The sequence below is a fragment of the Candidatus Acidiferrales bacterium genome, from assembly GCA_035934015.1.
Classification (GTDB): Bacteria; Acidobacteriota; Terriglobia; order Acidiferrales; family UBA7541; genus DAHUXN01.
This window is the reverse complement of sequence record DASYYH010000003.1, coordinates 376,002-395,164: the sequence shown is the minus strand read 5'-3', so window position 1 is coordinate 395,164 and position 19,163 is coordinate 376,002. Positions and strand designations below refer to the sequence as shown.

Annotated in this window: 17 protein-coding genes and 1 tRNA gene; 7 read left to right on the top strand and 11 right to left on the bottom strand. The window is 58.6% G+C overall.

What is annotated here, in order from left to right; translation table 11 throughout:
• Positions 1-14: 14 nt before the first annotated feature.
• From VGR81_01995 to VGR81_01985, 3 genes are read right to left on the bottom strand one after another with little or no spacing between them, the layout of a single operon-like run.
• Positions 15-1,760: a tryptophan 7-halogenase gene (locus tag VGR81_01995; GenBank protein HEV2287705.1), complete on the bottom strand. Its 1,746-nt coding sequence runs from the start codon at positions 1,758-1,760 to the stop codon at positions 15-17.
• Positions 1,757-2,698 carry a DUF5996 family protein gene (locus VGR81_01990; protein ID HEV2287704.1) on the bottom strand — a complete coding sequence of 314 codons (942 nt, stop codon included), beginning with the start codon at positions 2,696-2,698 and terminating at the stop codon, positions 1,757-1,759. The genes VGR81_01995 and VGR81_01990 overlap by 4 nt, the downstream gene beginning before the upstream one ends.
• Positions 2,699-2,754: 56 nt before the next feature.
• Positions 2,755-3,015, bottom strand: coding sequence for a UBP-type zinc finger domain-containing protein (locus tag VGR81_01985; GenBank protein HEV2287703.1), 261 nt, complete (start codon positions 3,013-3,015; stop codon positions 2,755-2,757).
• A gap of 443 nt (positions 3,016-3,458) precedes the next feature.
• Between VGR81_01985 and VGR81_01980 the strand changes: the two genes are divergently transcribed.
• The 5 genes from VGR81_01980 (at position 3,459) to VGR81_01960 (ending at position 7,174) form a co-directional block, all read left to right on the top strand.
• Positions 3,459-4,598 carry a Re/Si-specific NAD(P)(+) transhydrogenase subunit alpha gene (locus VGR81_01980; GenBank protein ID HEV2287702.1) on the top strand — a complete coding sequence of 380 codons (1,140 nt, stop codon included), beginning with the start codon at positions 3,459-3,461 and terminating at the stop codon, positions 4,596-4,598.
• Complete coding sequence (locus VGR81_01975; protein ID HEV2287701.1) at positions 4,595-4,882, top strand: NAD(P) transhydrogenase subunit alpha; 288 nt, start codon at positions 4,595-4,597, stop codon at positions 4,880-4,882. Before VGR81_01980 ends, VGR81_01975 begins: the two co-directional genes overlap by 4 nt.
• A complete protein-coding gene (locus tag VGR81_01970) occupies positions 4,882-6,321 on the top strand; it encodes an NAD(P)(+) transhydrogenase (Re/Si-specific) subunit beta (GenBank protein HEV2287700.1) in 1,440 nt (479 codons plus the stop codon). Before VGR81_01975 ends, VGR81_01970 begins: the two co-directional genes overlap by 1 nt.
• A 43-nt stretch (positions 6,322-6,364) precedes the next feature.
• On the top strand, positions 6,365-6,691 hold the full coding sequence (locus tag VGR81_01965; GenBank protein HEV2287699.1) for a hypothetical protein: 327 nt from the start codon (positions 6,365-6,367) through the stop codon (positions 6,689-6,691).
• A 90-nt stretch (positions 6,692-6,781) separates the two neighbouring features.
• Complete coding sequence (locus VGR81_01960; protein HEV2287698.1) at positions 6,782-7,174, top strand: VOC family protein; 393 nt, start codon at positions 6,782-6,784, stop codon at positions 7,172-7,174.
• A gap of 33 nt (positions 7,175-7,207) precedes the next feature.
• Here VGR81_01960 and VGR81_01955 read toward each other — a convergent pair.
• From VGR81_01955 to VGR81_01940, 4 genes are all read right to left on the bottom strand, one after another.
• A tRNA-Phe gene (locus VGR81_01955) sits at positions 7,208-7,282 on the bottom strand.
• Between the two features lie 71 nt (positions 7,283-7,353).
• Entirely contained in the window at positions 7,354-9,681 is a 2,328-nt protein-coding gene (locus VGR81_01950) for a DNA translocase FtsK (GenBank protein ID HEV2287697.1), read from the bottom strand.
• Positions 9,682-9,737: 56 nt separating this feature from the next.
• Complete coding sequence (uppP, locus tag VGR81_01945) at positions 9,738-10,592, bottom strand: undecaprenyl-diphosphatase UppP (GenBank protein ID HEV2287696.1); 855 nt, start codon at positions 10,590-10,592, stop codon at positions 9,738-9,740.
• A gap of 3 nt (positions 10,593-10,595) precedes the next feature.
• Positions 10,596-11,084, bottom strand: coding sequence for an N-acetyltransferase (locus tag VGR81_01940; protein HEV2287695.1), 489 nt, complete (start codon positions 11,082-11,084; stop codon positions 10,596-10,598).
• Positions 11,085-11,478: 394 nt separating this feature from the next.
• Between VGR81_01940 and VGR81_01935 the strand changes: the two genes are divergently transcribed.
• Positions 11,479-11,784: a hypothetical protein gene (locus tag VGR81_01935; GenBank protein HEV2287694.1), complete on the top strand. Its 306-nt coding sequence runs from the start codon at positions 11,479-11,481 to the stop codon at positions 11,782-11,784.
• A 55-nt stretch (positions 11,785-11,839) separates the two neighbouring features.
• Here the strand turns inward: VGR81_01935 and VGR81_01930 are convergent, their stop codons facing one another.
• Genes VGR81_01930 through hutI form a run of 4 tightly spaced genes read right to left on the bottom strand, consistent with a single transcriptional unit; the run spans position 11,840 to position 17,303 of the window.
• A complete protein-coding gene (locus tag VGR81_01930; GenBank protein HEV2287693.1) occupies positions 11,840-12,805 on the bottom strand; it encodes a hypothetical protein in 966 nt (321 codons plus the stop codon).
• Between the two features lie 48 nt (positions 12,806-12,853).
• Complete coding sequence (gene ftcD / locus VGR81_01925; protein ID HEV2287692.1) at positions 12,854-14,383, bottom strand: glutamate formimidoyltransferase; 1,530 nt, start codon at positions 14,381-14,383, stop codon at positions 12,854-12,856.
• Between the two features lie 24 nt (positions 14,384-14,407).
• Positions 14,408-16,024 carry a tannase/feruloyl esterase family alpha/beta hydrolase gene (locus VGR81_01920; GenBank protein HEV2287691.1) on the bottom strand — a complete coding sequence of 539 codons (1,617 nt, stop codon included), beginning with the start codon at positions 16,022-16,024 and terminating at the stop codon, positions 14,408-14,410.
• A gap of 7 nt (positions 16,025-16,031) precedes the next feature.
• Positions 16,032-17,303 (bottom strand): imidazolonepropionase, encoded by a 1,272-nt coding sequence (gene hutI / locus VGR81_01915; protein HEV2287690.1) that lies wholly within the window; start codon positions 17,301-17,303, stop codon positions 16,032-16,034.
• Between the two features lie 95 nt (positions 17,304-17,398).
• Between hutI and VGR81_01910 the strand changes: the two genes are divergently transcribed.
• Positions 17,399-19,135, top strand: a complete 1,737-nt coding sequence (locus tag VGR81_01910; protein ID HEV2287689.1) for a D-aminoacylase — start codon at positions 17,399-17,401, stop codon at positions 19,133-19,135.
• The last annotated feature ends 28 nt before the right edge of the window (positions 19,136-19,163 follow it).

Genomic DNA, 19,163 nt, shown 5'->3' with positions numbered 1-19,163 from the left:
ATCGAAAAGAGAACTCAGTCGGCTGTCTTCCGCTCCATCACCTGATCCATCGGCAAAGGAGGAACAGAGGACTCCATCTTTTCGCGGAAAGGCTCGCGCATTTGTGCTCCGCTTTCGCGCATTCCCTCATGAATTGGAAACATTCTGCGGACGAGGCGGCTCTTGCGCAATTTTGTTCCGTGGAAGGGAAGAAGGAGCGCGCCGCGGAAAATATCTTTCAAAAGAGCGCGGTGCTGATCGAAGCGCAGAAATCCGCGCCAGCCGAGCTTGGCGAGAAGATCGAGCCGCAGCGCCGCCAGGCCGAAAAGCATGTTGGAAAGCGACGCGGGAATATCTTCTTCGCGGTGATATTCGTAAAATGCGTAGTTCATCGAATCGCTGGACTGTACTTTGATGAAATTGCCGATGGCGCGGTTCTCGGAATTCGCGGCAACTTCGCGTATGAGGGCGTGGAACATCCGCGATTCGGCTTCGAGTTTTTGGAGCGGCGCAAAGCGATTGATGAGTTTGGCGCCGAGCGGGTCCCAGAGGTAGTCGTTCATCAGCAGCGGCAGCCCAAGATGGAAAAGTTTCGTGACGATCAAATGCACGCGCAGATGGCATTGGTAGGCGTCGCCCATGGCCTCGTATAAGCGCGTCGTATCGCGCGTCAGGCTGCGTTGCAGCGCGATGATCGCGGTGTCGAGGTCCATGGTGAATTCGCGCGTATCGTGGCCATCCATTTCGCGCTGGATCATCGCGGCGATCTGGCGAATTTGCACAGACGACAACGCCATGCCGACGCTATAGAGCGGATCGACCGTGTCGCCCGCGTCGCCGATGATGTACCAGCGGTCGGGCGAATAGCGCTGCGCGCACTCCCACATGTACGAGCTGTAGACGTTCGTGTCGGCGACCGTGCCGCTGCGCACAAGCTCGACGATCATTTCGTGCTCGCGTCCGACGCATTCCAGAAAGCGCTCCATCGTGTGAATCTGGCCGTGCGGATAAATGTCTTTGCGATACGTAATGCCGATGCTGATGAACGGCTCGCCGTCGGGCGAACGCATGGGGATCAGCCAGATCCAGTTGCCTTTGCCGAAAAAATGGTGCGTGGCGAAATAGGGAACGAAAGCGCGATTTTCTTTTTTCACCGCGCGAATGCGCGCGAGGATTTCGGGATTAAAATTCTTCAGCCGGAACCAAAAAACGTCCTTCTGCTCAGCGACTGTTTGTTGAAGTCCCAATAATTTTTGGAGTACGCGATTGCGGCCCGTGCCGTCGATGAGCCAGCGCGCTTGAAGCGTGCTTTCCTGCTGCGCGGAATCGCGCACGGTGAGCGTGTGCAATCCGCCGTTGTGGCCGAGATTCACGTTCGTTACTGTGGCGTCGAGCAATTCGACGCGCGTTTTCAAGTTGCGTTCGCGAACGTGACGGTCGAATGTGAAGCGGTTAACCTGGAACGAGAGCAGAGGCGGCACCGTAGCAGTTTCATCGACAACGTAAGTACGGTCGGTGGGATTGTCGATGTCGGGTTTGTAATAGTAAGTGAGCCCGTATTTTGGGAAATGATTTTCGATAAGGTAGTAGCCGAGACCGAGTTCGAGAAGAAAATCAATGGTGATTTCGACGAAAGATTCGCCGACGATTGGCCGATTTTTGTGCGGCCCTTCGATGACGCCGATGCGAATCTGCGGGAATCGCATCCGCAGGTACGCCGCAGCGAGCTGCCCCGTCGCCCCGCCGCCCATGACAAGAACATCGAATGCCTGTGCGCTCATGCAACCGACTCTTTGTTCGTGTTCGGCTGGCGCTCGAGGGAGGCGCGATCCCATCCGGCGCGATCTGCGGCTGCTTCATAGGACGTCTGCAGGAAATCGAGGAGACTGGCGCGCGGGTCGGGGTTGCGGCGGACATCTTCGTAGGGCAGGAAAAATTCCGACATCTGCTTGTTGTAGAAAGCCGCCGCAGGGCGAAGCTGCGCTTCGGCGAAGCCGGGCGGTTCGGGCGCTGCATAAGCATAAAACGCAGCATCGATCACGCCTTCGTTCCCCGGCCAAAATCCCGCGCTAATGACTTCGTGCGAGTAGGCTTCGCGCGTGACGGCATCCGCGCCGGGGCGCTCGGGAGCGCGGCGGCCGGAAAAACGCGTCACGGCCAAATCGAAACTGCCGAAGAAAAGATGCGCGGGGCTCGATTTGCCGATGAAACGCGTGCGAAATTCCTTAAACACGGAATCCACGGAGACGAGCGTGCGCCAGAAGCGATTGGTGTATTCGGGATCATAGGACGCGTGCGTGCGGTCCTGATCGAAGCGAATCGGATTGGGAACTTCGACCGGCATGGGCCAGATTTTTACGGGAAAGCCGAGCGAAGCAAGCGCGCCCATGAATTCCTGATAGAACTGCGCGACGGATTTTGGAGCCAGCTTAATCGTGCGCGAGTCGCCTTCGCATGTGCGAATTTCCAAAACGTGGCGCAGGAAATCGAATTGAATCTCAAACGCGCGCTGGCCGTAGGGAATCAGCGAAGTCGTCAGGCCGCTGTTGTTGACGTAAAGTGTGGCGTCCCACCAATGATTGATTCGCGGCGAAAGCGCGATGCGAACTTTGCCGGCCATTTGCACCCACATGTGCAGCGTAGCGCGTGTCGGCTCCCATTCCTTCAGCGGCAGGGCCGGCCAGGCGCTTGCCTCCGCGGATTTGGCTTCAGGCATCATACGGATGAACTCTCAATCTCCGGCGACTGGCAGCCATCGGTTCGCGGTCGCGTATGTTACTCCAAAAACATTTCGTCCACGTAGCACCAGCGCCAGTCTTCGCCCGGCTCGAACGATTGAACGATCGGATGCTTTGTCGCGTGGAAATGCTTCGTTGCATGCTTGTTCTTGGAGGAGTCGCAGCAGCCAACATGCCCGCAGATCAGGCACAAGCGCAGGTGGACCCACGAATCGCCCGTAGCGAGGCACTCTTTGCAGCCCTTGCCGCTGGGCGTGACCTTCCGAATTTCGCTGGTGTGTGCGCAAGTCTCGCTCATTTCCGGGCCTCCGCATGGATTTTACGCCACGGGAGCGCCTTGAGCTATCCAAAACGTGCCCCGAGCCTTGAGTTTTGCCCGGGATGCGAGAAATGGAGCGGTTCCGGTGGCATTTAAGAATCCGAAACAGCCGGAGGCAAGATGCGCTTGCATCTGATATGCTAATTCGTTTGGATGATGCAGGAAGAAGGCGCTGGCCCAGGAAGCAAGAACGAAATGCGCGAATGATCCGGATCGTCGAAATCCCGTGACTCTGTCGAATATCCGCAAACCAGGCTGTTTTCGCACCAAATCCAATCGCGCCGATGAGGCGGCACTCGATATTTTTCGGTCAGATTTTTTTCTTTTCGCCGAATTGGCGTGCCCTGGAATTTTTGTAAATCGAAGGAAATCATAGCTGAACAGGCGGCCAACGATGGTCGTACTTCAGAGGAGTGTTTTTAATGGCCATTCAAATTGCGGTTCCCCGGGAAACGCGCGCGGGGGAAAAACGCGTCGCCATGACGCCGAAAGTCGCCGAACGCCTGACGAAACTGGGCGCGACGATCCTGATGGAATCCGGCGCGGGTGCGGCGAGCGGCATTCCCGATTCCGAATATGAGCGATTCGCGACCGTAGTGAAAGATCCGGCGCAGTTATACGCCCAAGCGGATATCACGCTGCGCGTGCAGGCGCCGGATATTTCGCAAATTCGCATGATGCGCGAGAATTCCATTCTCGCGAGCTTCATCTACGCTCAGCAGCACACCGAAGAAGTAAAGCTGCTATGCGATCGCAAGATCACGGCGTTTGCAATGGAGCTCGTGCCGAGAATTTCGCGGGCGCAGAGCCTCGACGCGCTGTCGTCGCAGGCGATGGTTGCCGGATACAAAGCCGCGCTAATTGCCGCGAACCATCTGGCGCGATTTTTCCCCATGCTGACGACCGCCGCAGGCACGATCCGGCCGGCGAAAGTGCTCGTGATTGGCGCGGGCGTCGCCGGCCTGCAGGCAATGGCCACGGCGCGGCGGCTGGGCGCGCAAGTGGAAGGCTACGACGTTCGAACGTCCAGCAAGCAAGAAGTGGAATCCCTCGGCGCGAAATTCGTCTCCGCGAATATCCGCGCGGAAGGCGATGGCGGCTATGCCCGCGAGTTGACCGCCGAGGAGCGCAAGGCGCAGCAGGAAGTTTTGGCGCAGCATGTGCGGCAGGCGGATGTGGTCATCTGTGCCGCGAACGTTCCTGGACGCCCAGCGCCGAAAATTTTGCTTAGGCCGATGGTTGACGCGATGAAGTCAGGCTCACTCGTCGTGGACCTGGCCGCGGATACGGGAGGGAACTGCGAACTCACGCAGCCCGGGCAGGAAATTCACCATGGCAATGTGACCATCCTCGGCGTCTTGCAGGTGGCCAGCATGCTCGCCGAAGACGCCAGCCAGATGTATGCGACGAATCTCTATAACCTCCTCAGCCTGTTTCTAAAAGGCGGAAACATTTCATTCGACTGGAATGACGAAGTGATCGCCAGGACCGTTCTTACGTTCGCGGGCGAAATCAAGCACGAACCCACGCGCGAACTTCTTCAAGGAGCAGTGAAATCATGACCGGATTCGTAGCGCTCTATATTTTCTTGATTGCGGCTATCGCGGGATATGAAATCGTCGCCCGCGTACCTGTGATTCTGCATACGCCGTTGATGTCCGGTTCGAACTTCGTCCACGGAATCGTCCTCGTCGGCGCGATGCTGGCGCTGGCGGAAGCGCGCGGGCCGCTCGAAGTATTTGTGGGTTTTGTGGGCGTGGTGATGGCTACGGGCAACGCCGTCGGCGGTTATGTTTCCACCGAGCGCATGCTCGAGATGTTCCACAGCAAGAAGGAGAAAGCATAGTGAGCCACATTCTCACAGCCTTTCCCCTGCAAGCCAGCTACTTCATCGCCACGCTGCTCTTGATTCTGGGCCTCAAGCGCATGAGTTCGCCGCGCACGGCGCGCAACGGTATCTTGTGGGCCGGCGTCGGCATGCTGATCGCTGTGGCGGTCACGTTTGTCTATATCCCCGGAGTCTCGGAATTGATCATACCGGGGAATTCCGGGCAGCGCCTCGTGCTGATTTTTTTTGCGGTCGCTGTCGGAGCGGTTCCCGCGTGGTGGACCGGGCGGCGAGTACCGCTGACGGAAATGCCGCAGATGGTGGCCATTTACAACGGCCTTGGCGGCGGCGCGGCAGGGGCCATCGCTGCGGTGGAGATGTACAGCGGCCGCGCGTATAGCGGCTCGCTGGCGTTTCCGATTATCGCCGTCATCGGCGCGCTCTTTGGCGCGACAGCTTTCGGCGGCAGCGTGGTGGCCTTCCTGAAACTTCAGAGCTGGATGGGCAGCCCGCGAATTCCCGGGCGGCATTTCATCAACGGAATTCTTTCGCTCGCAGCGCTGGCGCTGACGCTGGCGAGCATTCATCCGGACTGGGTTTCAGGATTGAACCTTTCTGTCGATGTGCTTATTAGCATTTTCCTCGTCGTTTCGCTGATTCTTGGAATCTTTGTCACGCTGCCCATTGGCGGCGCGGATATGCCCGTGGTGATTTCGACGTACAACGCGTGCATTGGCCTTGCCGTGGGCTTCGAAGGTTTCGTGGTGCAGAATCCGGCGATGATTATCGCCGGCACGATTGTCGGCGCAGCAGGAAGTTTGCTGACCGTGCTGATGGCACGCGCGATGAATCGCTCGTTCCTGAACGTGTGGTTCAGCGGATTCGGCGACGTGGCAGCGACCGCGGCTGCGGGCGGCGAGGCGCGCACGATGAATGCGATGGAAGTGCGCGACGCAGCGGCAACGATGGCATATTCGGAAAACGTCATCGTCGTGCCGGGTTACGGGCTTGCCGTGGCGCAGGCGCAGCACAAATTGTGGGAACTCGTCCAGATGCTGCAGGCCAAGGGCGTCAAAGTGAAATTTGCCGTCCATCCCGTCGCCGGACGCATGCCCGGGCACATGAGCGTTCTGCTGGCCGAAGCGGGCGTGCCTTACGATCTGATTTACGATCTCGAAGAGATCAACAGCGATTTTGCGAACGCAGACGTGGCGCTCGTGATCGGCGCGAATGACGTTGTGAACCCCGCGGCGCGCAGCGACAAGAGCAGCCCAATTTACGGCATGCCGATCCTGAATGCCGACCAGGCCAGGCAAGTCCTGGTCATCAAGCGCGGCAAGGGTGTAGGATTTTCGGGAATCGAGAACGAATTATTTTTCGGCCCGAACACGCACATGGTCTTCGGCGATGCACAAGGCGTGATCACGCAGATGATTCAGGCGCTCAAGGAAGTCTGAAACGCGTACAGACTTCCAACGGCGGAGAGCAAGGAGAACGAACATGATTGCACGCCACTGGCGAGGCTGGACTAAAATCCCCAACGCGGACGCCTACGAGGCTCTTCTGAAGAACAAAATGCTTCCCGGCATGCGGGCCATCGAAGGCTATCGAGGCGGATACGTGTTTCGCTGCGACGGCCCAAACGAAGCGGAGTTCGTGGTGGTCAACCTGTTCGACTCTCTGGAGGCAGTGAAGCGATTTGCAGGCCCGGATTATTCGGTTCCGGTCTTCGAACCCGAAGCGAAAGCGCTACTCTCCAGAATCGAGGCCGTTGCAATGCACTACGAGGTGCGCGCAAACACGCACATGGCCTTCGGCGACGCTTAAGGTGTGAGCACCCAGATGATCCGGGCCCTCAAGGAAGTCTGATCCAGACCTACACGAAGGAAGCTCGGCGCCTCGAAGGAGAGATTCGGGATGCGAAATACTACAACGGCAATTGCTCCTTGGCTTGAAGTTCGCCGCGGCAAACGCGCGATTGAGTTCTACAAAGCCGCGTTTGGAGCTATCGAGCTACACCACGTGGAATCGCCGGATGGCGAAATCGTGTCCCGAATGTCCATTGACGGCGCGGAATTTTGGCTCAGCGACGAATCGCCGGAGAATGGCAACATCAGTCCGGAAGGCTTGAAGGGCTGCACCGTGCGAATCATACTGACTGTCGCGGACCCGGACGCGGTCTTCAATCGAGCGCTGGCCGCCGGCGCATCGGAAGTTTACCCGGTGAACGAAGAACATGGCTGGCGAGTGGGGCGCGTGATTGACCCCTTCGGGCACCATTGGGAAATTGGCCGCCAGATCGAGCACTAGCAACTGGCCGTGGGAAAACACTTGCGGTGAAAGTGGTGCCGAGGGGCAGAGTTGAACTGCCTACGCCGGCCTTTTCAGGGCCGCGCTCTACCGGTGAGCTACCTCGGCACGGGACGTCTAATCATCTTACGGACGCGCGGCAGGCGTGTCAATTCGGATTGAATTGCGCGAAATGAGGGCTATTTCATCGATTCGTCGAATTCGCGCATCCAGTCTTTTTTCTTCAAGACTTCGCGCGGGCGCGAGCCATCCGGTGGGCCGACGATGCCGTCCTTCTCCATGATGTCGATTAAACGCGCGGCGCGGCCGTAGCCGACGCGCAGTCGCCGCTGCAGCGTGGAAGTCGAAGCGCGGCCCATTTCGCAGACGACGCGCACGGCCTCTTGATAGAGATCGTCATCCACATCGTCCGCGCCACCGGCATCCGCATCGGAATTGCCGGATGCGTTCTCGTCCTTCGGCGGCTTGAGCAACTCTTCGTTGTAAATCGCCTTGGCCTGCTCGCGCCAGAATTCGCAGACGGCGGCGACTTCCGACTCCGTGACCAGCGGCCCGTGAATGCGATGGATGCGCGATGAACCGGCAGGCAAATAAAGCATGTCGCCGCGGCCAAGGAGAGATTCCGCGCCATTGGTGTCGAGAATCGTGCGCGAGTCCACCTTGCTGGCGACGCGGAAGGAAATGCGCGCCGGAAAATTCGCCTTGATGAGGCCGGTGATGACGTCAACCGACGGCCGCTGCGTGGCGAGAATCAAATGAATGCCGACGGCGCGCGCCATTTGTGCCAGGCGCGTGATGGATTCCTCGACGTTGGTTGTATCTACCATCATCAAATCAGCTAGTTCGTCGATGACGATGACGATGTAGGGCAGCGGCTTGTGCTCGGTCTCTTCGGTCTCGTCGAAAAGCGAAAGCGACTGGCCTTTGTCGAACGCGCGGTTGTACTGCTCGATGTTGCGGACGCCGCGCTGTGCGAGAAGCTTCAGCCGCCGCTCCATTTCGCGCGTGGCGTTGCGCAGGACGTTGGACGCGACTTTGGGATCCGTGACTACGGGCGTGAACAAATGCGGGATGTCTTCGTAGAGTCCAAGCTCGATGCGCTTGGGATCGACGAGCACGAGCTTCATTTCGTCAGGCGTGCATTTATAGAGCATGCCCATGATCATCGAATTGATGAACACGCTCTTGCCCGTTCCCGTGGCGCCGGCGATGAGCAAGTGCGGCATCTGCGCCAGATCCGCCGCGCGAATCTGGCCGACGAGGTTCTTGCCGAGCGGCAGCGCCAGCTTCGTGCCTGCATGCGAAAATTCCTGCGACTCGATCACTTCGCGCAGCGCGATGGTCTCGCGATGCGGATTGGGAACTTCGATGCCGACCGTGGATTTACCCGGAATGCGCTCGATAAGAATTGACTCTGCCTTCAGCGCCAGGCAAAGATCGTCAGCGAGGCCAGTGATGCGGCTGTATTTGATTCCTGCCTCAGGCTTCAACTCGAACGTCGTGACCACCGGGCCGGGATTGATCTGCGTAATGTGACCGGCGACGTCGAATTCCGCGCATTTCTGTTCGATGGCGCGGGCGTATTCTTTTAGCTCGGATTCCGTCATGCGCTCGCTGCGCTCCGCCTGATGCAGCAGCGCTGGCGAAGGCAGGCGAAACGAAGTCTTGCCTTTTGCAATCTTCGGCTCGCTTGCGGATTTGCGCGCTGGCGCGGAATCCAGTCGCTCGCTGAATGTGATTACAGGCGCAGTGCGCGAGGACGCGGGCGCTTCCTCCGCTTCCGTCTCTTCCTCCAGCGCAGCTTTCGATGATTTCACTTGCGTGGGAACGGCGGGGCGTCCGGCAATCTTGATTTCTTCCACGCGCTTACGAAGCTTCTCCGACTCGCGCGCTTCGCGCCAATCCTTGAAGCGGTCGATGAGGGCGTAAATGTGGCGGCCGATGAATCCTTCGGCGCCGAGCGGCCCGCCCATTTTCTTTGCTGTGCCTTCAAACGTGAAATGCGTCGTCAGGAAAAGCCCTGCAAAAATGCAGGCCAGCGCGACCATGTGTGCGCCAACGGAATTGAATACGGCGCGCAGGCCATGAGACAGCAGCTCGCCAAACATTCCCCCCGGCGGCAGCGCGCCGCGAACGTCCGGCACGCCGATCAGCGAGAATTCTGCCGGCAGCGAAAATGCGAATAGCGCGCAGCCGATCAGCTTGGCGATAGGCGCGGCAATCGCTTTGCTGCGAAACCAGCGCAGTGCAACGAGAAAAATTCCTACGGGGAAGAGAAATGCCGCGTAGCCGAGCGCCTGGAAAAACAAATCCGCAGTGTACGCGCCGGCAGGCCCGATCCAGTTATGCGACGGGCCGGAGACCGGCGGCACGGCAGAAACGTTGAATGACGCATCCTGCGGCGAATAGGAAAGCAGGCTCAACGCCAGCAAGGCGGCAAGCGTGATGCCGACAAATCCGATCAATTCGTTGACGCGGCGATTTTCAGTTGGTTCGAATATGCGCACAAGCTCTCCTGGGCTGTGGGGAAGGCCTCAGTATCGCATGGGGAGCGTGGGCGCTATCACGCGTGACCCATGTGGAGGAACACCAGCAACAGGATAACTATACCGAGCAGAATCCGGTAGTAAATAAATATTTTCAGCGTTCGTACTTGCAGATAACGCAGGAAAAAAGCAATCACAATCATGCCCACAATCGCCGAAACGGCCACGCTGATTGCGATTGTGGACATCGGCAGAAGAAGCGTCCCGGCGCGGTGCATCTTCATTAGTTTGGGAAGCTCCACGACAGCGGCGCCGGCAATGATGGGAGTGGAGAGAATGAATGAGAATCGCGCCGCAGCCTCGCGTGTCAGCCCACGGAAAAGTCCCGTCGTGATTGTCGCTCCGGAGCGAGACACGCCTGGGAAAAGCGCGCACGCTTGCGAAAGGCCAATAATCACGGCATCGACGAAATTCACGCGCTCCATCGGACGGTCGAGGCGCCCGGCATATTCGCCATACCACATCAGCAGACCCACGGCAATCAGCGCGCCAGCAATTGCCAAAATGTACCAGGACTCTCCCTGCCGGTCTTCAATCCGATGCTGAAAAAGCACTCCCACAATCGCCGCCGGGATTGTTCCCGCGACCAGATACCAGAACATTTTCCGCTGGTGTTCGATGTACTCGTAGCTCGCGCCTCGCGGATAATGAAACCCGAGGCCCGCGGCGATCAATTCCGTCCAGTCGCGAAGGAAGTAAAGGAGCACGGCGAAAAGCGTGCCCACGTGCAAGGCGACGTCGAACGCGAGGCCCGGATCGGGCCACCCCGCGAGCCACGGGAACAGGATTAAGTGCGCGGTTGAACTGACAGGGAGAAATTCCGTCAGTCCTTGAATAATCGCCAGAAGGATCGCCTGATAGAGGTGCAGCAATTTTCAATTCTCCTCGGCCGCGGAATTGGGTAGAGGCTTCGACATCGAGAACGCGCCGAGCCCGCCCGGATAATAATTGCGAATGCGGCCGCATGTACGATAGCCATGCTTGTGCCAGAAGGCAATCGCGGGATCGTTGTTCGTTGCCGTTTCCAGCCATACCTCGCTGACCCCGCGCCGAACGAGCCTGGCCTCGGCTTCGCGCAACAGAGAGGTTCCCACTCCTCCGCGGCGAAAGTTTTCGACGACATCCATTGTGATGACGTGGCCGTGAGTCCTCTGGCTTGCCACGATGACAAACCCGGCAATTTGACTGGCCAGGCTCTTCGCGGAAAGCCGTGCCTCGGCAACCAGGCAGTCTGCCGAAGGCAGATGGAGATACCAGCGAAGCTCTTCGCGCGTGTAAGCGATTTCCGGTTCGTAGCAGGCACGATCAACCAGATAGAGCGTGTCGAAATCTTTTGGCTGGTAGTCGCGAACTGAAAATTTCATATCCGTCCGATAATAACCGTGAAGCGCTCGCTGCAACAGGCCGATCGCGTCAGGCAACGAATGCCATCCGGCGGGCGTCAAAGGGCTGGCTGGATCGAGTGAAACGAATGTTTACCGCGCGTTGCACGCCAGAATAACAGAGACGGAGAAGTTGCTTGTCGCATGTGTGCCGTTGCCCTATATTGAGCTTGTCGGGGTGCGGAGAATCCCATGAGTGCACCGGTCGTCTGCGCGCAATGCGACAAGAGGGAAGGGCAGTGCACGTGCGATAAGTATTGCACGTACTGCCAGTCGCAGCACAATATCCGCCTGTGTGACGATGGGCTGTATTATTGTCCCGAATGCCGGGAAGCCTGCGAGCTTCACCTCGCGGAGCAGAGCGAACGCTGAAACGATGCACATCGAATTCAAAATCACCAACGATCCAAGGCTATTCGCGGGCTTGCGTGGCGCGATCGAGCACATCTCCAATCAACACGGTTTAGGAAAAGCCGATCAGATCGAATTCGCCCTCGCAGCGGAGCGCGAATGCCAGTGTAAGCTGTCGGCTGGCGGTTCGAAGGAAGCTTTTTGCGAGGTCGCGATCGATTCCTTCGAGGACCGCATAGAAATTCGGGTCGTCGCACCAGCAAACGGCCCCGTTCCGTCTGCCTCTGCGCCCCTGGTCAAACACTTCCAGAGCGATCCCGCGCGCTCGTAGAATCTATCTCGTAAAATAAGGAAAAAGCGAACCCGCCGGGGTCGGCGCGCGCCAACTACATGGGAACCGCAAAGGCGCGGTTGCGAATCAACGCGCCAATTTGATCATTGCTGACAGGAAGATCGACGTTCAGGCTGTCGCCGGACGGAGCCACCGTCACATTGGAAAGCATGTTGGCGAGGTCGGGATCCGTTTGTTGCACTTGATAGCGCCGCATCATGATCCCGCCCTGCATCATTGCCGCCAGCTGATTGGCGTCGTCGGGAGAATCACACACGGCCTGAAATTTTGCGTCCACGCCGTCGTCGGCCTGGACGTGGATCTCCATATTTCGAATGCGGTTGAGAATCGCCGCGGCCTGCGGAAACTGGCTCGCCTGCGGCAAAAGCTGATGCAGCGCCAGTTGCGTATTGGCTTTGTCGAGCACGGCCCAGACCATGCCATTGCCATTCGCCGCGCTGATGAGCGGAAAAATCTCGTCATTATTCAGCAGGCTCTCGGCTGCGCCGAAATGAACGTTGATGAGCCTTTGCAAAATGTCACGCTGGCCGAAGGCGGCTGTGTTGCTGTCGAGGAAGAAAAAGAGAATATCGTTCGCACCGGCGCCGCTGCCAAACGCCCAGAGCTTGTAGCCGTGGAAATCAATATGGGGCAGCTTTTGCTGCGCAAAAGACGCCTCCGTGGAATCAGGCGAAAATGACCCTAGCGCGACGCCCGCGATTTCATACGGATGCTGCGAAGTTGCTGAGGACGTGCCCCAGGCCAGTTCATCGATTTGCGCATCCGGATTGACTCCCGCCGAACGCAAAAACGTTTCGAACTCCCGAAAGTTCGAAGGCAGCATCTGCTGTTGCAGTTGCGCAAACCACGGCAGTTGCCGCGCGGCTTTCATGTCGATGTACGCAAACTCGCTCATGTCTTTTGGGAACATTCCGATGATATCGGTCCCTAATGTGTTCGCTTTCACTTGCAATGGTGCGAGCATCGCGCACGCCAGAGCGGCGCCCGCGAGGAAAGTCATTGCTTTGCAGTTGCCCCAGAATTTCACGGTCGTAATCCCTCCGTCCGGTTACGCGCTCATCCGGCTCGCCGTCAGCCGCGATTCAATCTCCGCTATGTCCTTGCGCATTGCGGCCACGAATGATGCGTCGGTGATCGAATCCAGGTTAATTGACACATTCGCAAGCGCGCCGCGCGCTCCAGCCGCGGCCATCAATCGTGCTACGCGAAGGTCTGAAAGCATAGAAGCGCTGGAAATGGCTTCCAGTTGCCCGAGCCGTTCGAAAATTTCCAAAGATTTACGAGCGACATTCATCGGAACCTGCGCCGCGCCGCGCGTCGCCTTCTGAATTTCTTCCTGCCGGTGGCGCTCCTCTTCGGGCGTTTCCTTGGGAAGCTTGAATGCGGCAAGAACCGCGTCATACGACCGCGCATCGCGGTCGATGGCTTCTGCGAGTTCCGCGGCGGCTGCGTGCATCTCGGCGACCGCCTGGCTGAGCCGATCCGCGTATGCCGCCTGCGATTTTTTCTTGCGCGAGAGTCCCGCGACCATTTGCGCGAGGCTCGCGGCCAGCGCACCCGCAAGCGCGGAGACCGAGCCTCCTCCCGGCGTCGCCGTCGGTTCGGCGACGGCATCGAGAAACGGCCGCGCCAGCGCAGCCAATTTCCCCGGGCCGGTTTCGAGCGGCGTTCCTCGCAGCGCCCCAGCCAGCCGGTTTTCGAAAACCTGTGCCGCCGAAAAGTTTTCGAACTTCAAATAGAAATCCGCAGTCATCTCAATCGCGCGTTTGGGAATCAGGCCGACAATTTCGCTCCCAATAATAGAGACACCGTAGCGCGCCGCTTCGATGCGCACCATTTCGAAGACGCGATGCAATGGCGTTTGCTCGTAGTCGGTCATGTTGATGGACACCTGCGCCACATGCCGCGCGCGCAGGTCCACGCCCATGGATTTCACGTAGCGCAGGCCGCCGCTCGAAAAGCGAATGGCCTTCGCAATCTTGTTGGCGATGGAAACATCCGGCGTATTCAGATTGATGTTGTAGGCGATCAGGAATTTTCGCGCGCCGACGATCACGGCTCCAGCCGTCGGATGCAAACGCGGTTCGCCAATGTCCGGCGCGCGGTCGGGATTTTTCTGCACCTCCTCACGCACGCCTTCGAATTGTCCTTTGCGGACATTTTCAAGATTGGCGCGTTCGGGCCGCGCGGCGGCAGCTTCGTAAAAATAGACCGGGACCTTGTAGCGGCTCCAGATTTCCTGCCCAATTTTTTTCGCGAGCGTAACGCAATCTTCGATAGTCACGCCGTCAACGGGGATAAACGGCACAACGTCCGTCGCGCCAAGCCGCGGATGTGCGCCTGAGTGTTTGGTCAGGTCGATAAGTTCGAGCGCCTTGCCCACGCCGCGCAGCGCCGCTTCCGCAACCGGCTCAGGCTCACCGGCCAAGGTAATGACGCAGCGGTTGTGATCTGCGTCGCTTTCGCGGTCGAGGACGTAGACGCCTTCGACGGATTGCATCGCGGCAACCAGCGCATCAATTTTGGCTTCGTCGCGCCCTTCAGAAAAATTCGGCACGCATTCAATCAGTCGTGGCATTCGGGAATCAGCCTCTATTCATTCTCATTGCTCCAGCTTACATACAAAGTTGGCAGCGTCATGGATATCGCCGCTACCTTTGTATTGCGCGGCTTGCGGATAAGGGCACAAAGGACGAGTCATCTCGGCAACTCGCGCAGCGCCTGGCGGTTGTGCGTACTTCGTTGCAATGATCGCATGCGGAGCGATGCCGCGCTCGACCCATTGTTGCAGCGAGCTAAACATGCTGTGGCTTGGATCGGCGTTCGGTTCAGGAAGCGCGCCGAAGGAATCGGGGCCCGAGCCACCGGGGCCATGCGTCATCCCAGGAACCATGTAGAGACGAACAAAACTCTCCGTTTGCTCGCGTCCCATGGTAGCGAGCACGCTATTGTAATAATTCACCGTGTTGAGGGGCGAAATCGCCGGGTCGGCCCAACCGTGATACAGAATCAACTTTCCACCGCGAGCTTTGAACGCTGTGAGCTTCGGGTCGGTTGCGTTGAGGACGCGAGCCATTTTCTTGTCTGTGAGTTGAACGTCTGCATCGAAGTTGAAGGTGCGGAAGTCCCATGTCGGATTGTCAAAAATCACATCGGAGAAAAAGTGAGTGCCGAATAAGAAGCCGACGCCCTTGTTGGTGGGGGGATGGCCGGTAATCCAGATTCTCCAGGAGTTTGGACCAAGCTCGCCGCCTGGCACTGTCCTCGGGAAGAGTTGTTGGCCTTTGGAGTCAGTCGGCCCGGCGTAAATTTTCTTAAGGGCCGTTACTTGAGGCGCGGTAAGGCAAGCGTCAGTCTCAGGACCATGGCACAGGAGGGTTTCAGCGCGGAAATGGCATTGTCTGGGATCGTTGATGATGCCGTCCTTAACGCCATCGTTGGCGTCACATGCGGCAAGCACCGCATCGTGAATGGCAGGGAGCTTGGTTGCGGGAATGTAGCTTACGGGATTCGCGTAGAGCGCTTGAGCTAACCAAATGGCGTCCACCATCAGATGAGTCCAAAAATTCGCCGGCGCTCCGGCGATGATTCCGTCATAGTCGCTCGGGAAGCGTTGCGCTTCCATGAGCCCCTGGCGGCCGCCGTTGGAACCGCTCGAGAAGTACGACTGGCGAGGCGCGCTGCCATAGAAATCGTGAACGATGATCTTGGCGATTACGCTGGTCAGGTGAATGGCGCGATAGCCGAAGTCGGCGATCTTCTCAGGGTGGCTAAGGGCCCAGTTTGCGTTTTCCGGCATGCCGACTACTTCGTGCCCGGTGTCCGTGGAAGTCGCGGCAAAACCGGCGCGCAAAGCAGTAGCGAGGTCTCGGTAATTAATCGAGCCTGCGAAGCCACCGTTGCCTACGCCCTCGAATTTTCCATTCCAGCCGTGATCTGGCATCCACACCTCGAACTTGATGTCCGAATCGGCAGTCGGCTTGATAACGCCCCCCACACGGCAAAAGGCTGGAACGGTGAGGGATTCCGGCGGCAGGGGACCTTCGCGGGGCACACTGAATGGACCTGCAGCGACCTCCGCAGCCGATACGATCGTGGTGTCAGCCAGTTTCAGAGCCGTGAGGCTTTCGCACGACCGCTGCGCCAAGCTCGAAGTTGCGAAAACGGCCACCGCCGTAAACGTAATCATCAGGAAAAGTGAGATACGTCGGTGACTCATGCCGAATTTACCTCCGCGAGTAAATGACTTGGCCGCGCTTCATCGTCAGCCAGCAATGGTTCACGCCAAAATAATAGGGTATCTCGCGGTAGTCGGCCACATCGAAGGCAGCAAAATCGGCGAACTTGCCAACTTCGAGCGAGCCGATGCCGTCGTGGCGTCCGAGCGAATACGCGGCATTGATAGTTGCAGCGGCAATGGCTTCGGCGGGAGTCATGCGCATTTGCGTGCACGCAAGCGAGAGGATCATCGGCATCGAAAGCGTGGGGCTCGTGCCGGGATTGAAATCCGTGGCAATCCCGACGATGGCACCGGCCTCGATCAGCTTTCGCGCCGGTCCATAATGCGCCAAGCCGAGATGAAAGCAGCAGCCGGGAAGCAGCGTGCAGGCGACGTTCGAGCGAGCGAGGGCGCGTATGTCGCTGGAGGATATTTTTTCCAGATGGTCGGCGCTTGCAGCGTTCAATTCCACGGCAAGCCGCGCGGCGCCGGTGCGCGCGAGCTGCTCCGCGTGCACGCGCAAACCAAGTCCGCAGGCACGCGCCGCAGTGAAAATGCGGCGAGATTGCGCGACCGTGAAAGCTCCGCGGTCGCAATAAACATCGCAAAATTCCGCGAGATTTTCAGCGGCAACCTTCGGAATCCACTCTTTGCATAGCAATTCGACATACGCATCGGCACGGCCGCGAAATTCCGGGGGCACAACGTGCGCGCCGAGAAACGTGCGCACAATTTCGATGGGCTGTTCATTGCCGAGTTCGCGCAGCGCCGCGAGAATCTTGCGCTCGCTTTCCCAATCGAGGCCGTAGCCCGATTTCGCTTCGACCGTCGTTGTGCCATGCGCGGCAAACTGCGCGAGATGGGCTCGCGCGCGCGATTTCAAATCATCCGACGAACTCTTGCGCAGCCGGAGGACGCTGTTCGCGATCCCTCCGCCGGCGCGCGCAATCTGTTCGTACGTCGCGCCACCGATGCGCTGCTCATATTCCGCGGCGCGCGACGCGGCAAAAATGAAATGCGTGTGCGAGTCAACGAAACCGGGGACAACTACGCGTCCGCCCAGGTCCAGCTTGCGCGCACGGCGCGAATCGCGCAGCGCTTCGATGCGGCGGCGCGGCCCAATCGCAGCAATGCGTCCCTCGCGAACGAGTATCGCGCCATCGCGAACCAGCCCGGTATCGGCGAGATCGCGCCCGCGCTTCGGCGCTTTGCCGCGAAGCGTCAGAATTTCGCAGCAGTTGGTTATAAGCCAGGACGTTTCCGCGTGCGGACTGTGCATTTGAAGTTCGGCTCTTCACGGTACTGAAAAGCAAGGCGAGGCGCAATACCTCGCGCTATACTTTGCCGCGCAGCGTTAAAAGCCGGGGAGGAACAATGAAGCGCAGGATGATGGCAGTGGCGTTCGTTGCGATGGCTAGCGTGGCAGCGATTGTGTTTGGATTTGCATCCGCGAGATGGACGCGTGCGCAGAATGCGGCGGTCGCCTCGGCAGAATACGACATCGTAATCCACAACGGGCACATCATCGACGGCACAGGCTCGCCGTGGTATGCGGGAGACGTCGGGATACGCGACGGCCATATCGCGGCGATTGGCGACCTTTCGGACGCGCGCGCAAAGGAGACCATTGATGCAGCAGGCCGCGTCGTCGCTCCCGGATTCGTCGACATGCTCGGCCAGTCGGAGATCACCATGCTGGTGGATCCGCACCTTCCGTCGAAGATTTTCCAGGGAATTACCACGGAGATTACCGGCGAGGGCGACACGGTCGGGCCGCAGACGGATGCAACTCTTGGGCAGATGCAGCCACAATGCCAGCACTACGGGATTACGTGCGATTGGCACACGATGAGCGAGTATTTTGCGCGCCTGCAAAAGCAGGGTATGGGAATCAATCTCGGCACATACGTCGGCGCGACGCAGGTCCGCCGAGTCGTCATCGGCGAGGACGATGTGAAAGCCACGCCAGAGCAGCTTGACAAGATGAAAGAGCTGGTGGCGGAGGCGATGCGCGAAGGCGCAATGGGACTGTCGAGCGCGCTGGAATATCCGCCGGCGCCATACGCTTCGACGGATGAACTGATCGCGCTCGCGTCGGTGAGCGCACAGTACGGTGGCATCTACGCGACGCACATGCGCAATGAAGGCGATGGTGAAATGGCTGCGCTCGAAGAGACGGAGCGCATCGCGCGCGAAGCGCATACGGGCGTCGAGATTTTTCATTTGAAGGCCGCCGGAAAGCCGAATTGGGGGAAGATGCCGCAAGTTGTCGCGTTCCTGGATAAAGCGCGCAGCGAAGGGCTGGACATCAGCGCGGATACATACGCCTACACAGCTTGGGAAAATGACCTGGCTGCCTACACTCCGCCGTGGGCAAATAATGGCGGTGACGCGAAGTTGATTGCTCGCTTGCAAGATCCCGCAACGCGCGCGCGAATTCGCAAAGACATGGTGACTCCGACGAAAGAGTGGGACAACGAATGGCAAGAGGTCGCCGGGCCGCAGGGAATCATGATTGCGACTGTGGACAACCGCGACTTATTGAATTTGCAGGGGAAGACCATCGCGGAAATCGCACAGATGTGGCATGAAGATCCGATTGATGCGATCCTGGATTTAATCATCAAAGATAAAGCGAGAACGTATGTCGTGACATTCGGCATGAGCGAACCGGACGTGCAATTAACGCTCAAACAGCCGTGGGTGTCGGTGGATAACGACGCGTCGGGGGCGTCGCCGACGGGAATTTTGGGCCAGGACCATCCGCATCCGCGCGCCTATGGAACGTTTCCGCGCATCCTGCGGAAATATGTGCGCGAGGAGCATTTGCTGACGCTGCCGGACGCCATCCGCAAATTTTCGGCGCTCGCGGCGCAGCGCGAGCATCTGACGGATCGCGGCGTGCTGAAGAAAGGAATGTGGGCGGATGTCGTGGTGTTTGATCCCGCGAAGGTGCGGGACACGTCAACCTATGAGAATCCCAACCAGCTCGCCGTTGGAATGGATTACGTGCTTGTGAATGGCGTGCCGGTGATTGCGGATGGCAAAATGACCAACGCGCTGCCGGGCAAGGTCCTTTATGGCCCCGGCTACACAGGACGCGCGCAATAGCGTAGAATTGCGGCCGAGGTGTTCTGAC